Origin of the sequence: Corynebacterium fournieri (assembly GCF_030408775.1) — a bacterium.
In the GTDB taxonomy this organism is placed as follows: domain Bacteria; phylum Actinomycetota; class Actinomycetes; order Mycobacteriales; family Mycobacteriaceae; genus Corynebacterium; species Corynebacterium fournieri.
Genome location: NZ_CP047210.1, coordinates 88,251 through 103,933 on the forward strand (window position 1 = coordinate 88,251; position 15,683 = coordinate 103,933).

At 65.8% G+C, this 15,683-nt stretch carries 13 protein-coding genes; 6 read left to right on the forward strand and 7 right to left on the reverse strand.

Annotated features, from left to right (window positions below; all coding sequences use genetic code 11):
- The first annotated feature begins 65 nt into the window (after window positions 1–65).
- Window positions 66–704, forward strand: a complete 639-nt coding sequence (locus CFOUR_RS00340) for a Rib/alpha-like domain-containing protein (protein WP_085957002.1) — start codon at window positions 66–68, stop codon at window positions 702–704.
- On the opposite strand, the gene CFOUR_RS00345 is transcribed toward CFOUR_RS00340, so the two are convergent.
- Complete coding sequence (locus CFOUR_RS00345) at window positions 685–2,790, reverse strand: ATP-dependent RNA helicase (RefSeq protein WP_085958363.1); 2,106 nt, start codon at window positions 2,788–2,790, stop codon at window positions 685–687. The two genes, CFOUR_RS00340 and CFOUR_RS00345, sit on opposite strands and share 20 nt — an antisense overlap.
- A gap of 25 nt (window positions 2,791–2,815) precedes the next feature.
- Here CFOUR_RS00345 and thpR point away from each other — a divergent pair, with 25 nt between their 5' ends.
- Window positions 2,816–3,358, forward strand: a complete 543-nt coding sequence (gene thpR, locus CFOUR_RS00350; protein ID WP_085957001.1) for an RNA 2',3'-cyclic phosphodiesterase — start codon at window positions 2,816–2,818, stop codon at window positions 3,356–3,358.
- Here thpR and CFOUR_RS00355 read toward each other — a convergent pair.
- Complete coding sequence (locus CFOUR_RS00355; protein WP_085957000.1) at window positions 3,355–4,776, reverse strand: HNH endonuclease signature motif containing protein; 1,422 nt, start codon at window positions 4,774–4,776, stop codon at window positions 3,355–3,357. The two genes, thpR and CFOUR_RS00355, sit on opposite strands and share 4 nt — an antisense overlap.
- Before the next feature lie 116 nt (window positions 4,777–4,892).
- On the opposite strand from CFOUR_RS00355, the gene CFOUR_RS00360 reads away from it, so the two are divergent.
- From CFOUR_RS00360 to CFOUR_RS00375, 4 genes are read left to right on the forward strand one after another with little or no spacing between them, the layout of a single operon-like run.
- A complete protein-coding gene (locus CFOUR_RS00360) occupies window positions 4,893–5,552 on the forward strand; it encodes an alpha-ketoglutarate-dependent dioxygenase AlkB (protein WP_085958362.1) in 660 nt (219 codons plus the stop codon).
- On the forward strand, window positions 5,549–6,259 hold the full coding sequence (locus tag CFOUR_RS00365; protein ID WP_085956999.1) for an SDR family oxidoreductase: 711 nt from the start codon (window positions 5,549–5,551) through the stop codon (window positions 6,257–6,259). Before CFOUR_RS00360 ends, CFOUR_RS00365 begins: the two co-directional genes overlap by 4 nt.
- A 10-nt stretch (window positions 6,260–6,269) precedes the next feature.
- On the forward strand, window positions 6,270–6,557 hold the full coding sequence (locus CFOUR_RS00370; RefSeq protein ID WP_085956998.1) for an RNA-binding S4 domain-containing protein: 288 nt from the start codon (window positions 6,270–6,272) through the stop codon (window positions 6,555–6,557).
- Window positions 6,557–7,237: a VOC family protein gene (locus CFOUR_RS00375; RefSeq protein ID WP_085956997.1), complete on the forward strand. Its 681-nt coding sequence runs from the start codon at window positions 6,557–6,559 to the stop codon at window positions 7,235–7,237. Before CFOUR_RS00370 ends, CFOUR_RS00375 begins: the two co-directional genes overlap by 1 nt.
- Here the strand turns inward: CFOUR_RS00375 and CFOUR_RS00380 are convergent, their stop codons facing one another.
- The 5 genes from CFOUR_RS00380 to CFOUR_RS00400 are packed head-to-tail and all read right to left on the reverse strand — an operon-like array spanning window position 7,238 to window position 15,664.
- Window positions 7,238–7,888 carry a hypothetical protein gene (locus CFOUR_RS00380; RefSeq protein WP_085956996.1) on the reverse strand — a complete coding sequence of 217 codons (651 nt, stop codon included), beginning with the start codon at window positions 7,886–7,888 and terminating at the stop codon, window positions 7,238–7,240. It abuts the gene before it with no gap.
- A complete protein-coding gene (locus CFOUR_RS00385; RefSeq protein ID WP_085956995.1) occupies window positions 7,882–9,774 on the reverse strand; it encodes a M13 family metallopeptidase in 1,893 nt (630 codons plus the stop codon). Before CFOUR_RS00385 ends, CFOUR_RS00380 begins: the two co-directional genes overlap by 7 nt.
- A complete protein-coding gene (locus CFOUR_RS00390; RefSeq protein ID WP_085956994.1) occupies window positions 9,767–10,624 on the reverse strand; it encodes a cutinase family protein in 858 nt (285 codons plus the stop codon). Before CFOUR_RS00390 ends, CFOUR_RS00385 begins: the two co-directional genes overlap by 8 nt.
- A gap of 14 nt (window positions 10,625–10,638) precedes the next feature.
- Entirely contained in the window at window positions 10,639–13,824 is a 3,186-nt protein-coding gene (locus CFOUR_RS00395) for an arabinosyltransferase domain-containing protein (protein ID WP_290179575.1), read from the reverse strand.
- A gap of 10 nt (window positions 13,825–13,834) precedes the next feature.
- Window positions 13,835–15,664 (reverse strand): galactan 5-O-arabinofuranosyltransferase, encoded by a 1,830-nt coding sequence (locus tag CFOUR_RS00400; protein WP_085956993.1) that lies wholly within the window; start codon window positions 15,662–15,664, stop codon window positions 13,835–13,837.
- Window positions 15,665–15,683 lie beyond the last annotated feature (19 nt).

Consider the following 15,683-nt stretch of genomic DNA (forward strand, 5'->3'; position numbering starts at 1 on the left):
TTGTCTATTACAATCATCAAACGTTCAAAGCCGTATAAACATAAACAACTGAGGGAAGACCGGAAATGCGCACCAAACTTATCGCACTGGCGAGCACGCTCGCACTCGTGTGCGCGCCCATTTCCCCAGCTCATGCGGAAGATTCATACGAGCCCACCTCGGTCGTTCCGGGCTTGACCGCCACCATCGAGCCCCCACTGCCCCGCGGCGCGGCGTGGTATGAGTCGGCTTCCTTGCCCGAATGGGCGATGCTCACACCCGACGGGACCATCCGTCTCGAGCCGGGGGAGGAGGTTACCCCCGGCACCTACGAGTGGCCCGTGGTCGCGACCTTCCCGGACGAGACCACCCAGACCTACCCGGTGCGCGTCACCGTCGGCACTGACAGCGACGCGTCCGACGAGGGCGCCGTGATCGACGCGTTCGTGCAGTACGCCCCGGAGGTGTCCCATCGTTGCGCTGCCACCGCCCTCGGCGTGGGCCTGCCGCTGTTGGTGCTGCTGCCGCTGGGGTTCGCCTCCCAGATGAGCTTCCCGTTCGTCGCCCGTCAGAACAACCTGCAGCTGCAATTGGAGAACCTGCCGTTCCTCGTGGACGTCAAGCTGCGCGACCTCAACTCCAAGGACGTGGACATGGGCATCGCCGGCGTCCTCGCCGCAGCGGGCCTGGCCGGCGCCGGCGCCATCATCTCCCAGTGCCAGTAGGGTCTTCCGGCCACGCGTGCTTGGGGTAGCGCCCCCGCATCTCCTTGCGCACCTGCTGGTACGGCCCCGCCCAAAAGCTGTCCAGGTCGTCCGTGACTGCCAGCGGCCTGCCGGCGGGCGAAAGCAGGTGGTAGAGCACCTTCACGCCTGAGACTGTCTCGCCGTTTTTGCCGAACATGTGCTGCAACTTCACCCGCTTGACGGGCCGGCCAGTGTCGTACTGGTACTGCTTCGGCGCCGCGGCGTCCAGCTCCGCCGCCTGCTTCCAATCCAGCTGGCGCAGCATCGCCTGCCGCATGTCGCAATTGCCTATCGACGCACCTTCGGCCACCTCCCGCACCTCCACCGAGTAATCGCCCCGGCCCACATCCGGCCAGCCCAAAGTCTCGTGCAGGAAGTCGAGCCGCTCCTTCAAGTGCTGCTCCTCCTTGGTCAGCGGGAAGCTGGAGAAATCCAGGTCCGTCAGCGCCTCCGCCGCCTCGTCCGGAGTCAGCTGTACCGGTGTGGAGCTCAGCTCAATTGCGCCGATCCGTGCGATTTTGCGCCCCCGCACCTTGCCGTCTTCCAGGTACGCGCGGGTTTCCTCCACCACCCGGTGCTGCGGAAAAGCGATCGGCTCCGCCTCCCGGATCACCGCACCGCCGTTAGTCCGCTGGACTTCCGCCACCGCAATCCACTCCGCGTTCGAGGGGAACTTCGCTCTTGTTCCAGACGCCAACAGGTATTCGTCGCCCACCTTCTTGGCTATCCACTGCGGAAACGCACTGGCAATCACCTCGCCGGGATCCACCGGGCCCTTGTCCTCCACCAGCCTGTGCAACCGGGGAGCGTCGCCCGCCAGCCGCGAGATCGTCGGCGCTGCTTGGGCGCCCCACTCAAGTAGCGCCGCGCCGAGTCTCGGGTCCAGAGGCATACTCGCGAGCTTCTTGCCAAAGTCAGTGATCCTGCCGTTTTGTGTCGCCCCGAGAGCTTCGAGGTTGGACTCGGCTTGGGAGAGGTCCTTTGGTACGTCGAGAAGCGGCAAGTCCGGCGACCCCCACGCCTTCATAGTCAGCAGCGCGCCGGTGAGATCCGCGGTGAGGATCTCCGGGGTGATGTCCGGCTGCATCTTCGCGTACTCCTCCCGGGAGAATGCGCGCACCACCTCGCCGGCGGCGATGCGGCCCGCACGCCCCGCCCGCTGATCCGCGCTAGTCTTCGCCTCCGACACCGTGACCAGGCCCGTCATGCCGCGGGCATCCCGCTTTGGCACCCTGGACAGCCCCGCATCCACCACCTTGCGCACCCCCGGCACCGTGATGGAAGACTCCGCCACCGACGTCGACACAACCACCCGCGCATCCCCGTGCAGCGCCTCGTCCTGCTCCGCGCTGGACTGCCGGCCGTGCAAGGCAACAGCATCGTCCAAAAACCCGCACACCAGATCCACCTCGCGCGCCCCAGGCACGAACACCAGCGTGCGATGCTCGCCCCTCGTCTGCGCAGCGACGTGACGGTAAAAGTCCCTCGTGCCCTGAATCCGCTCCGCGTGCGGGGCGTAGCTGATCTCCAACGGGTGCGTCACCGCCTCCGTGGACAGGATCTGCGCGCCCATGTGGTCGGCGAACTTGCGCGCGTCCAACGTCGCGGACATGGCCGCCAAATACAGGTCGTCGCGCAAAAGCGCCACCTCCATGCACATCGCCAGCACCAGGTCCGTGTCCAGCTGGCGCTCGTGCACCTCGTCGACCACCACCGCGCCGACGCCCTCCAGCCCGGGATCCTTGAGCAGGCGGTTGAGCAACACCCCAGGCGTGACAAATTCGACCTCAGAGCCATCCTTGTGCTCCCCGCGGATGCTGTAGCCGACTTTGTGGCCGAGCGGGACGCCGTCGAGAAGCGAAAGCCTCTGCGCCGCGGACCTCACCGCAACACGCCGAGGAGCCGTGACCAGCGTCTTTCCCGCGATATTGGCAATCGCCGGCGGCACCAACGTGGTCTTGCCCGTTCCGGGCGGGGCCTCGACCACCAGGGGACCTTGCTCCGGCAGCTGGTCGATGACGCGCGACACCGGTAAATCCCGACCAATTTTCGCAAGGTCAAACATGACAATCCAGGGTAGCGTGTGGGCCATGAGACGCCTCTTCGCAGCGATCGTCCCACCGGCCGATGTTCGCGAACACCTCATCACCGCCCTGCGGCCCATCCGCGACTTCTCAGGCACAGAAGTCCGGTGGGCGGATCCCGACAACTGGCACATCACGGTCGCCTTCTACGGGTCACAGCCCAACGACGCCGCCGCGGTCACCGACCACCTGGCCCAAGCCACCGCCTTCACCCGGCCCTTGAGGTTGCACCTCCGAGGAGCCGGGTGTTTTGATCGGCGCACCATGTGGATCGGCGTCGGCGGGGACAAAGCGCCCCTGAAAGACCTGATGGCCGATTGCCAACTCGACCCCGACATGCGCCGCCGCCAACGCGCGCACCTGACCGTGGCGCGGACCGGCACCCGAACCAGGGACCCATGGCTTCTCGACGACCACGCGCACGCACTCGCCATCTACACCGGACCCGAATTCGCCGCCGATGAGGTGCTGCTTTTCGAGTCCCACCTGGGCAAAGGCCGAAGCGGTGGGCCGAAATACGAGATGGTGGACAAGTTCTACCTGCGTTAGGCCTCCTCCTGCGGATCGGGGAAGGGGGCGTCCACCGGTTCTTCGGGGAAGGGCTCCACGTACGGCATCTCGGGGGCGAACCCGAAAGTCATGCCGTACTCCTGCTCTAAGTCCTCGATCGCTGCGGTGGCTTGCTCGAGGTCCAGGTCCTCTTCGAAAGCGTCGAGGATGGTGTGGCCTTTGGCGAAGAATTCCGCGGCGCGGGCCCGGTTCTTGCGCACGTTGTGCATGCTGGATTGCCAGCGGGGGTTGTAGGGGGTGATCTGGTCGCGCAGTATTCCTTCCTCTGTGGTGACCTCGTAGGATCCGTCGGCGAACAACCAAATAATGTCGCCCGAATACGGGTCGGGGACGTAGAAAATGCGCCGATCGGTTTTCATGTTGTGGTGGTGCTGGCACAGGGGGAACAGGTTGTCCACCTCGGTGCGGCCGCCCTCGTCGTAGGGGATGCGGTGGTCCAGCTGGCACTGCTCGGCCGGGCGGTTGCACTCCGGATAGATGCAGGTGCGGTTGCGTGCGTAGACAGCGTGGCGCATCGCCTCGCCGGGGCCGTAGCCCTGGAGCACCTTCTCTGCTTCCTTGTCCAGATCGCGCAGGATGGGGAAGTTGGTGGCCAGCCAATCCTCGAACGCGGTGGTGGCCTCCGGGGTCGTCCACCCGCTGCCCGGTATATAAACGGGGCCGCTGACCGCCCGGTTTCTTGGCGTGTAGATGTTCAACACCGGTGTCACCTCGATGCCGGCAATCTCGCCGCTGAGAAGTTTGATGGCCGCTTCGGCTGCGCTGATGCCCAGCTCGCGAGCCACGGCAGCGACGTTCGCCTGAATCTTTCGGCCGTACAACGAGTTCGTGTCCAGCTGCACCGTGGCACGGTCCTTGTATTCGTATATGCCGAAGGAGTCCGTGGTGTCCTTCACGCGCTCGTCTCGCTTGCGCTTGTCGTAGGCGCGGGACGGGTCCATCTTCTTGATGGCGGCCCGGATCCGGTCCGTGACGGTCTTTCGCTGCGGAACCGCCTGGTCGTGGCGCTTTGGGGTGAAGGTGGTGCACAGGGTGTCGTCGATAAGCTCGAGCGCTTCCTCGGTGGCATCCGGCCCCAACTCCTCGATGCCGGTGTAGACCGCGGTGAGATGGCCGATATCCATCACGCGCGTGTCCTGCTGCAGCTCACGCAGGCGCGGTAGGTCCTGCAGAGCGGCGTGCCCCAGGATCGCATTTTTGACGAACCCCTTGTGCCAACCGGTGGCGAGCTGCAGCTTTGTCACTGTGGCATCGAAGTCGTCGACGTCGTACCCCGGGAATGCGTAGTGCCCGAACATGGTCCAGTACGTGTCCCGGATGGCCTGGGCGCATTCGCTGTCCGGGTCGTGTTTGCGCTGGTTGCGGAACTGTTTTGGTGTCTTGGTTGCGGTGGTCACCGTCCCCCCTTTCCGTCTGGTACTCTCCACTATATAGAACACATGGACGAACGGCAAGGGGGGTGAACAGGAAAAACTAAAATAAAAACACTCAAATATTCGAACGCGTGGGTCAGATGCGCTACATTGAGCACGTGCTCGTCATTCCGCGGCCGCCTGCCCGCATCATCCCTGGTGCGGTCCATTTGCCTGCCTTCCTCAGCCCGGATGAGCAGGAGAAACTGGTTGATCAGGCGCGTGCGATCGCACGCGAGGTGGCGGGGACGCCGGTTGCTATGCGACGTCCACAGGTCGGCCACGGCCAGATGGACGCCTGGCTGCTCTCGCTCGGATGGTTCTGGGCCACTAATCCCTACCGCATGCTCAAAGAGGTGGACGGCCACCAGGTCCCGCCCGTCCCCGAGAACTTTCAAACGATCGCGGACGAGGTGATGGAGCGCGCCCGGCAGATTGACCCGCTGGTCGGCCCCACCCCGACCATCCAGACGGCGCTGGTGAACTTTTACCCGCCCGGCAAGGGGATGGGGCAGCACGTGGACGCCGAGGAGGAGTCCGAAAACGCCGTGGTCAGCCTGTCGTTCGGGCAGGACACCATCTTCCGCATCGAGGGGCACGACGTGCTGCTCATGTCCGGTGACGCGGTGGTGTTCGGCGGACCGGCCAGGAGGGCGAGGCACGGTGTGCTGGGGGCGAGGAAAGGCACCTCACCCCTGTTGAACGGCCGCCTGAACATCACCATGCGGCAGATGGGGCAGCCCCTACACTCGGGTACATGAGCGAGCAGAAGGTAGCAGTAGTCACGGGCGGATCGGCAGGCATCGGGGAGGCCACCTGCAGGGCGCTGGCGGCGGACGGCTGGAAGGTCGTCGTGGCGGCAAGGCGCCTGGAGAAGTGCAAGGCCATCGCGGAGGAGATCGGGGGCGTGGCGCTCGAGTTGGATGTGACGGACCGGAGGAGCGTCGACAAGCTTGCGGCCCTAGAGCGCGTGGACCTGCTGGTCAACAACGCGGGCGGGGCGAAGGAGCTGGACTATCTGCGGGATGCGGGCGACGAGGACTGGCAGTGGATGTTTGAGACGAACGTGATGGGCACGATGCGCGTCACCCGTGCGCTGTACCCGCAGCTCAAGGCAGCAAAAGGGCTGGTGGTCAACATCGGTTCGGTGGCGGGCACGGACGCGTACAAGGGCGGCTCCGGCTACAACGCCGCCAAGCACGGGCTGCGGGGTGTGACCAGGGCGTTCCGGCGTGAAGAGGCGGAACACGGCATCCGTGTGTGCGAGATCGACCCGGGGCGGGTGAAAACGGACTTTTCGCTGAACCGCTTCGGCGGGGATGCGGAGCGCGCAAACAAGGTCTACGAGGGCAAACTCAACTTAAGCGCCGCGGACATCGCCGAGGCGGTGCGGTGGGTGGCCAGCTTGCCGTCGCACGTCAACGTGGACACGATGAGCATCATGCCCGTGGATCAGGCGGAACGCTAGACTGGCCGGCATGCATATCGACGTGCCCATTACGGGCGAGACGATCAAACTCGGCCAATTTCTCAAGCTGGCCAACCTCGTCGAATCCGGCGGCCACGCCAAGGAAGCGATTGTGGCCGGCGAGGTCACCGTCAACAACGAGGTGGTCACCTCGCGCGGGCATTCGCTTATCGACGGCGATACCGTCGGCCTCGGCGAAGACTCAGCAACCGTCGTTGTGGACGGCGAGGACGGCGACTACTTCGACGAACGCACCGCCAACGACGACTTCGACCCCGAGAAGTGGAGGAACATGTAATGCCGGCATTCGAGGGCAAGGAAGGCATGCCGTTTTGGCAGGACCTGGTCACCCAGAACCTGCTCAAGTCCACCCACTTCTACTCCGAGCTGCTGGGCTGGGAGATCGTCGATGGCACGGCGCGCAAGGAAGGGCTCCCGGTCGCCGGCCTGATCCCGGCGCAGATGGACATGTGGGTGACCTCCTTCATCGGCAACCCGGAAAACGTGGAGAAACTGGGCGGCAAGGTGCTCAGCTCCGACGACACGGTGGTGCTGTGCCAGGACCCGGCTGGCGGCCTGTTCGGGCTGAAAGACCCGGAGGAGCGGTTCGTCGCCGCAGGTGAACCGGGTGTTCCGGTGTGGTACGAGTACGCCGCGCCCAGCATCGACGTGATCGACTTCTACGGCGAACTCTTCGACTGGGAGATCCGCGAGGAGGACGGCTACTTCATCGCGTTCGAGGACGGCGCACCCTTCTTGGGCATGTTCGTCGGCGAGCACGCCCAGTGGTTCAGCTACTTCGGCGTGCGCGACTTAGACGCCGCCTGCAAGCAGGTGGAGGCGCTGGGCGGCGGCGTCGAATTCGGACCCGAGAATGGGACTGCGGGCGTGCACGACGCCAATGGCGCGCAGTTTTTCCTGTCCGAGGTGGACGAGCCCACGTTCGACGAGGTGGACGAAGCGGAATCCGTGCTGTGATCAGGAAAGCGCGGCTGCCGCATCCTGCACTCGGCGACGGATTTCTGCCGGTGTGGAAATAAACCCGTCCGCGTAGTACTCGGTGCCTTCCAGCCCGGATCCCTTCCTCACCTGCACGAACGCGGGTTTCGCGGGCTGGGCGGTGGGGAAGGTGACGATGTAGTTGGTCGCGTCCGGCAGGTCCACATCCCCCAGCGCCCAAACTGTTTGTGCACCGGTCATTTCCACGGCCCGGGCTGCGTCGTTCACGTCGTCCACATCCAGGATGGTGGTGCCTGACAGCTCGGCGGCGGCTGCTACGTCGGGGCGCCAGAACATTTCCTTGGCGTGGGCGGGGCCGTCCCAAAGCGATACTGCCCAGGTGCCGTTCGGCTGGCTCGGGCGGAACACCGTGCCTAGCTCGTGGGCCTCCACGCCGACCCCCTGCGCCCACTTGGTGGCGGGCAGCGCATGATCCACGGCGCTGCCCAGCATGAGCATGGCGGCGTGGGTGATGCGGTCCGGCAGTAGCGCCAGGTAGTTCGGCGAATCCTCGTAGGTGGCGTGGATGTAGGACGCCAGCTGCTCCAGCTGCAGCTCAGGCGGCATGTCCCGCTTGATCCCGCCGACGTTGAAGTCTGGGTCGCCCTGCTCGTTGATGTGCTCTACCAAATTGTCACCCTGTCTTCCGGGTCGATCCACATCGGGGAGCCTTCCTCCACATCGAACGCCTCGTAGAACTCGGCGACGTTGGAGGCGATGACGTTGCAGCGGAACTCGTTGGGGGAGTGCGGGTCGATGGCCAGCAGCTGGGCAGCCATTTCCGGGCGCGCCTTGGAGCGCCACACGCGCGCCCACGCCAAGAACAGGCGCTGGAAGCCGGTGAACTCGCCGTCCAAGTCGCCGAAGCTCTGCGCCGCCGCGTCCTCCATGCCGTGATCCGCCAAATACCTCTTGTACGCCACCACGGCGATGCCGAGCCCGCCCAGGTCGCCGATGTTCTCGCCGAGGGTGAACTCGCCGTTGACACCCTTCGAGTTCGTGCCCTCGAGCACGGACGGCACCAGGCCGTTGAACTGCCCGACCAGCTTGGCGGTCAAAGCCTCGAAGTTCTTGCGGTCCTCATCGGTCCACCAAGAATTGAGGTTGCCCAGCCCGTCGTAGCGCGAGCCCTGGTCGTCGAAGCCGTGGCCGATCTCGTGGCCGATCACCGCGCCGATCGCGCCGAAGTTCTCGGCGGCGTCTGCTTCTGGGTCGAAAAACGGCGGCTGCAAGATCGCGGCGGGGAAGGTGATGTCGTTGACCACCGGGTTGTAAAACGCGTTGACGGTCTGCGGGGAAGACACCCACTCCTCGCGGTCCGATGTTTTGCCCAGCTTGGACAGCTGGTAGTCGTGTTCGAAGGCGGCGCCGCGGCGCACGTTGTCCACCAGGTCCTCGCCGAAGGTGAGCCCCGTGTAGCTGCGCCACCTCTCCGGGTAGCCGATCTTCGCGTTGAAATTGGCGAGCTTCTCCAGCGCACGCTCCTTGGTCGGCTCGCTCATCCACTCCAGCTGCTGGATGCGGGAGCGGTAGGCGGAGGTGAGGTAATCCACCAGCTCCAGCATCTTCTCCTTGGATGACGCGGGGAAGTGCCTCTCGACGTAGCTTCGCCCAATATCCTCACCGACCAGCGACTCCGCCAGCCCCACGCCGCGCTTCCAACGGTCGCGCTGCTCCGTCGCGCCGCTGAGCTTGTGGCCGTAAAACTCGAAGTTGGCCTTGCCGATCTCCTCGGACAACACCCCGGCACGGGATCGCAGGATGTTCCAGGCGGCCCACAGCTGCCAGTCCGCCAGCGTTTCCCGGCGCAGCATGGCGTCCAAGTCGGCGGTGTAGGACGGCATCATGTCGATGACCTTGCCGGACAGGCCGGAGGCGTCGAGAAGCGTCCGCACAAGCGGCGGCATCTCCTCGAGCGTGGTCGGGTTGTAGGTGGCCACCGCGTCGCGGGCCTTGACCACATTCCAGTGGCTCGCAGCCAGCTGAGTTTCCAGGTTCACAATGCGCTCCGCGGCGAGCTGGGGGGTCAGGCCCAGCAGGTACTTCGGCTCCAGGAAGCCGAGCATGGTGGCCACGTGCTCGCGGTAGTCGGCGAGGGTTTGCGCGTGGTCCTCCTCGCGGTAGTAGGCCTCGTCCGGCAGGCCCAGGCCGGACTGGACGACGTAGGCCACGGCATTTTCGCCGTCGGAGTCCTTCTCCACCCAAAACGTCACCGGGCCGCCGATGCCCACGCGCTCCAGTTCGCCCAAGTTCCGGGCGAACTCCTCCGGGTCCGCAACCTCGATCTTGGCCAAATCTTCGTCGATGGCGCCGATGCCGGCGGCGTTGACGCGCTCGACGTCCATGAAGGACTTGAACAGATCGCCGCCGAGACCCTCACCGTCCTCGAGGATGGCGCGCACATCCGCCTCGGACTTGTCGCGCAGGACGTAAAACGCGCCGTCGATGCCGCGGTCCGCGGGAATCTCGTGGGCTGCCACCCACTTGCCGTTCACAAGTTCAAAGAGGTCATTCATGCCCCAACTCTACATCCGGCACGGGGATCTGGACCGGCGCTTCAGACTGCCCGATGATCCAGTTGCTGGCCTCGCGCTGCTGGGCCAGGGTGTAGCCACCGTGAGAGCCGATGTTGGAGAAAATGCCTAGCGACTTCAAGCCCAAAGCGCGGAAGAGCACGTTGAACTCGGCGGCGGGCAGGCGCCCGGCCGCCAGGTTGGTGCGCATGGCAGGGGCGACCAGGCCGCGGTGGGACTCCTGCATGGAGCACACCAGATCGTCCACGCGGCAGATCTCCAGCACGCGGGGACCGAGCGCACCGTAGCCGTCCGGCAGCGACCCCAGCGAACCGCGCGAGTGTGGCGACGTGCCGGAGGACAGCACCGCCCCGTTGCCGCCCTGGTGCGGGTTAGCAAACAACGCCACACCGGAGACCCGCTCCGGGTTGATCGGGCCGCGGCCGTTGGCGATGTCGCTGGTCAAGGTGGCGGCGATGTCCGCGCCGAGGGAGTAGCCGGTGAAGCTGAACCGCGCGTCGGGGCAGGCGTTCGCCAGATTGGAAACGGTGGCTCGCGCGCGCCTGAGGCCGCCGGCCTTCGACTTCTCGTACTCCTTGGTGGCGAACGGGGTGGAGGAATAGGACACCCACACCGGCTGGATCTCCCCGCCGGTGCCCAGGCGGGTGAGGATGCCCGTCATGAACACGTTGCCGCCGTGTGGCACGAAGTCCGGGATCCCTTCCGCCGTGTTCGCGCCGCCCGGCACCGCGACCAGGTAGTGGGCGGAGCAGTGCTGCGGTTTCGCCTCTGCGGGCGCGGCTGTCAGGGCCAGCAGCAGGGCTGCTGCGGCGGCGATTCTTGGCATTTTCATGGCGGTATGTCCTTTTACTCGTTCGGGTCGCGGACCTTCATCGGGCCGGGGGTGTACAGGCCCCACCTGGTCGTCTGCGCGGTATCCACCTGGGCCAGCGCCGGCACCTCACCGGCGGAGTTGGTGCGCAGCTGGTACTTGGCCACGGAACCCCAGTCGCGCTGCCAGTCGTCGCGCAGGTAGCCCGGGATCTCGTAGGAGGTGTTCACGGCCTCCGTCGGGGCGAGCGCGCCGCCGCCGAGGAAGTCCATAAAGCCGGACAGCTTCGCCTTACCCGGGGCGTCCGGCATGATGCGGTACTCCGGAATCTCGTTCACGCCGGCCTCGTGGAAGAAGGGGCGCTGGCAGGGGTATTGGAACGCCACGGTCCAGTCCAACAGGCCCGGGGTGTCGGCATCGAACACCTCGCTCAGCTCCACCAGCTTCGGGTTGCGCAGCGGGGTCACCGCCAGCCAGTCCTTCTCCGCCAGGGAAGCGTCCTCGGCGACGAGGCGGACCGTGTCGGCGTCCTCCGGCAGCTCGTCCAGTGGGTAGCGCACGTTGCGCCACTGCGGAGTGGGGCCCTGGTCCAGCATCTCCACGTCGCCGAGCTTTTCCACGCCACCTTCGGTGGTGCGGCCGTACTCCATCTTCAGCTCCGTGCCGTCCTCCTCGATGCCGTTGATGTCGTGGTGCTTGATGCGGCCAGCCACGGAGGCGACCAGCAGCGGACGGTCCTCGGACTTCTCCGGCAGTTCGAACCATGCAGTTTCCAGGCTTGCCGATTGCGTCGGTTCGTCCTCGAAGGTGCCCAGCACCGGCACGCGGGTGTAGTCCAGGCCGAACGGCAGGCGCACAGTCGAACCGTTCACGCCGCGCATGGAGCGTGGGCGGTTGCCCTGCGTGTTCACACGGGAGGTGGACTGCGCCTCGTCCGAGGTCGGGTCCACATCGGCGGTGTCGTCGTCCTGCACCTGCTGGCCGCTCACGTCCGAGGTATCGGCGTTTTCAGAGGCGATGTAGGCCGGCACGCCGTCCGGGGTGAACGCGTGGTTGTCGCCCGAATCCAGGGAGCGGCCCAGCGGAACGCCGTCGATAGGCGTGAGGAATGCGTCGTTGGTGTCGTCCTCCAGCAACACGTCGGAGCCCTGGGCGCAGCGGTCGCCCGCGAAGGTGCGCACGTTGCCCATGCCCACGGAGTAGGCGGGCGCCTGGGAGACGAAAGACTTCACAAACGTCAGGCACGACAGCGCCACGATCAGCGCGGCCGCCACGGCGATGGGGGCGGACATGACACCGGCCCACCGGGAGGCGTCGATAGGCTTGGCGCCCTTCATCGCCTGCACCACGCCCAGCACAAACACCGCCAGCGCCAGCGCCAGCACCACAGAGTTCGCCTCCACGGCCTTCAGCTGCGGCACGCGGTCCCACCACGGCACCGCGTAGGAGGAGACGTACCACCAGCCGTTCCAGCCCGCGAGTGTGAGCGCCAGCAGGAACAGCACGGCCGCGGCGGCGAAGGAACGGTTGCGGTTGGACTGCAGCGCGATTCGCGAGAGCACCACAGACCCGTACGCCGCGATCGCCGCGCCCAGGCCCGCGTAGATGCCGAAGTGGTGGGTCCACTTCGTCGGCGTGAACATGAGGAAGAAGGTGGAGAAGCCGATGATCAGCATCATCCGCTTGGCCGTGTCGGTCTTCTCCCCGCCGCGCGCGAACCACCACAGGATCAGGCCGATGCACAGCAGCAGCACGAACATGGGGAAGCGGCGCGCCAGCGAGCCGTCCACCGTCTGCTCGAACAGGACGGAGTAACGGCTCCACTCTTCGAACCAGTGCATCGCCGGGCCCACCTCGGAGCGCACGGCGGTGGCCTCCAGCACGCTGGCCAGCGTCTGGTCCTTGAACACCGGCACCATCACAGCCATTCCCGCGGCGAGGAACGGCGCGATGTACGCGAGCTTCGCTTGACGACGTCCAATGGTGCGCAACACCCACGGCAGCGCAATCAAGAACACGCCCACCGCGGCCAAACCGGTCGGGCCGCACGCCAGCGTCAGCGCCGCCACGATGGTGCCCCACGCCGCCGGCACGAGGCGGTCAGTTTCCATGGCGCGCTCGAACAGCGCCCAGGTGGCCATGAGGCCGAACGCGATGATCGGCTCCGGGCGGGTGCCGTTGTTGTACGGCAGCCAGAACGCCAGGAAAACCAGCGCGGCGGTCCAGTGCGCCACCCTCCTCTGGGTTCCCAGCTTGGGCAGGATCTCGCGGGAGAGCAGCCACCAGGTGCCCAGCGCGGCGAAAAGCGCCGGCAGGCGCATCCACATCGACGCCGTGCTCACCTGTGATAGCAGCGCCAACAGGTCGTAGAACGGGGAGCCGAACGGCGCCTCCGGCACGCCGTACCAGCGGTAGTAGTTGGCCATGTAGTCCGTGTTGGCGGCCACGCGGGCCATGGTGAGCAGGTAGCCGTCGTCGGAGGTGTTGGCGCCGAAGACGTGCCAGAAACCGAGCACGGCGGCCACCAGGCCGTCGAGAGGCGTCAGGCCCTTGCGCCGCAGCTTCGGGGCGGGACGGTCCAGTTTGCGCAGCGCGGCCAGCGAAACCAGCGCCGAGATCAGGCCGATCACCATCGCCAACGTCTTCACCAGCGTGGGCTTCGAGGTGAACCGGGAGTTGATGTCCACGTGGGCGTTCAACCCCTCGCCGATCAGCTCCTGCGAATCCTGCAGCTCCGTGTAAATGCCGGTGAGCTGCGGGCGGTAGTCGTCCTCGCTCTCCTCGGCGTAATCCGTGTCCGGGATCTCCACGGTGGTGGAATCGTGGGCGAGCTTCGCTTCAAGCCGTGCGTCGGCGGGCAGCTTCTTTACCTGCGCCGGGCTCAGCTGGAGCAGCACCTCGTTGAGCGAGCTGACCACAAGGCCGCCCTCGGGGGAGGTGACAAAGAAGCCGCGGTCGCTCGCCTTCGGGGAGCCCTCGGGGAGGGTGCCCAGGATGAGGGACTCGCCGTCACGCAGCTCGCCGACCGCCTTGAGCGGCACCGTGACGTCGAGCTCCTGCGGCGCCAGCGAAATCAGCGGCGCGTTGACGGAGGCGACCGAGTCATTCTGCGGCCACGACACTGAAGATTCCGTCTGCTTCACCGGCAAAAACGGGGTGAGCAGCAGCAGGACGAACGCGATGAGGCCCGCGACGATAGCGGTGGTCTGGACTTTTTTCACAGCGGACACCTTACTTCCTTACCGCGACAGCGAACGGGCCGATCTGTTTGACGTCCCAGTCCTTTGCAAATGCTTCCGGGTTATAGAACAGCCCCTCGTAGCGCACGTTCGGCTGGCTGGGGTAGATGTCGTGCGCGATGTGCGTCTTGTAGCCGTCCTTGCCGTTGTCGCGGAAGATGAACGCGGTTGGCGGCTCCCACTGCGAGTTATCCACGGCCTCGGTGAACTTCTCCGGGTCGTCGTAGGAGATCTCGGCCCACTGCTTCAGTTCGTCGTTGCGGTGCTCGAACTCGCCCAGCGGGTTGGCGTAGTGGCTGGTGTAGGCGTTGAAGCCGAAGAAGGGGTGGAAGGCCATGAAGTTGATCTCGTCGGTGTAGATCACCGCGTCATTTTCCTTGTGGCCGTGCTCCTCGATGTAGGCGGCGATCTCGTTGTAGTAGCGGCCCGCGTCAGCCGGGAAGCGGTCTGCGCGCTCGCCGTAGCCGTCCGTGTCCGCGTAGGCCTGGTCGATGTAGTCCTCGTTTTCCACCGGGATGTGCTGCACCATTTGCAGCGCGCCCACCGCCAGGATGGCGGCGACGGCCGGGGTGTACTTGTTCAGCCCGAACTCCGCGATGGCGATGACGCCGAGGGTGGCAAACAGCTCCACAATGAGCACCTCCAGGCGGAAGCCCAGCAGCGAGGTGCCCAGCAGGGTGATGGCCATGGAGGCCAGCGCCCACAGGTAGCACACGCCTATCGACGCACCAAGGGCCCCCACCTCCGGATCCTTGATCCTGCTGACCAGGTAGATCAGGCCGATCATGGATAGCAGGCCGACCAGGGAGAACGACAGGAACGGCAGGGGGAAGTACGTGCCCTCGATGGGCAGGAAGTGGTTGGCGGTGGACTCCATCTGCTCGTCGCCGGTGAGCACCCACCAGACGTACGGGCCCCAGGACACCGCGGCGATGGCCAGGGATATGGCGCCGACGACCACCAGGTGGACGACCGGGGTGAAGCTGTGCTTGTTAAACGCCAGCACGATCGCGATGACCACCACCGTCAGCGCCGCGATCGCAGTAAACAGGGTGTAGAAGCTGGCGGAGATGCCCAGGTAGACGGCCAGCGCGATCGTGGCTGCCCAGGAGCCACTCACCGCCCGGTAGGCCATCACTGCAGCCGCCGGCAGGAACATGGCCACCACGGCCGCGTACGGCTCCTCGGGCACCTCCGTGAGCACGACCGCCGTGGTCACCGTGGCGATTGCCAGCGCGGTCGGCAACGAGCCTGTGAGCCTGCGCCAGACCGGGGTGAGCATGGCCGCGGCCGCCGCCAGGGTGGCGATTGCGTACGGCTGGTACACCTCCCAGCCCGGCATGTCCAGCACGTTGGCGGTGCGCCCGCCCAGCCAGAACCAGCCCATGGGGTAGAAGGTGGGCAGGCCCTTGTACGCCATGTCGGCGTGGCCGAGGTTCTCCGTCATGCGCGACAGGAACTGGGTGCGGAAGCCCTGGTCCACCTGGATGCCGTCCAGGTACAGCCGGGTCGCGCCGAGCGGGATGCCGATAGACGACACCACCAGCCCCGCCGGCACCAACGACATCACGGCCGAGGAAATCCAGGGTTTCTTGCCCTTGGTCCACAGCACGGCCAAAACGACGCCGACGCCGATGCAGACGAAGGAGGCGGCGGTGGCCAAAGACCTGGTCACCATCGACGTGTTAAACGCCGGCAGCGAGATCTTGTGCAGCACGAACCAGGCGGCCAGGGCGATCACGCCGCCGGCGAGCCCGGCCGCGACAGTCCGGGCAGCGGTTTGCCCAACCGACTGCTCGTCGGGGTGGTAAGCGGTAGTCATACGTAACAGTTTCGCATAC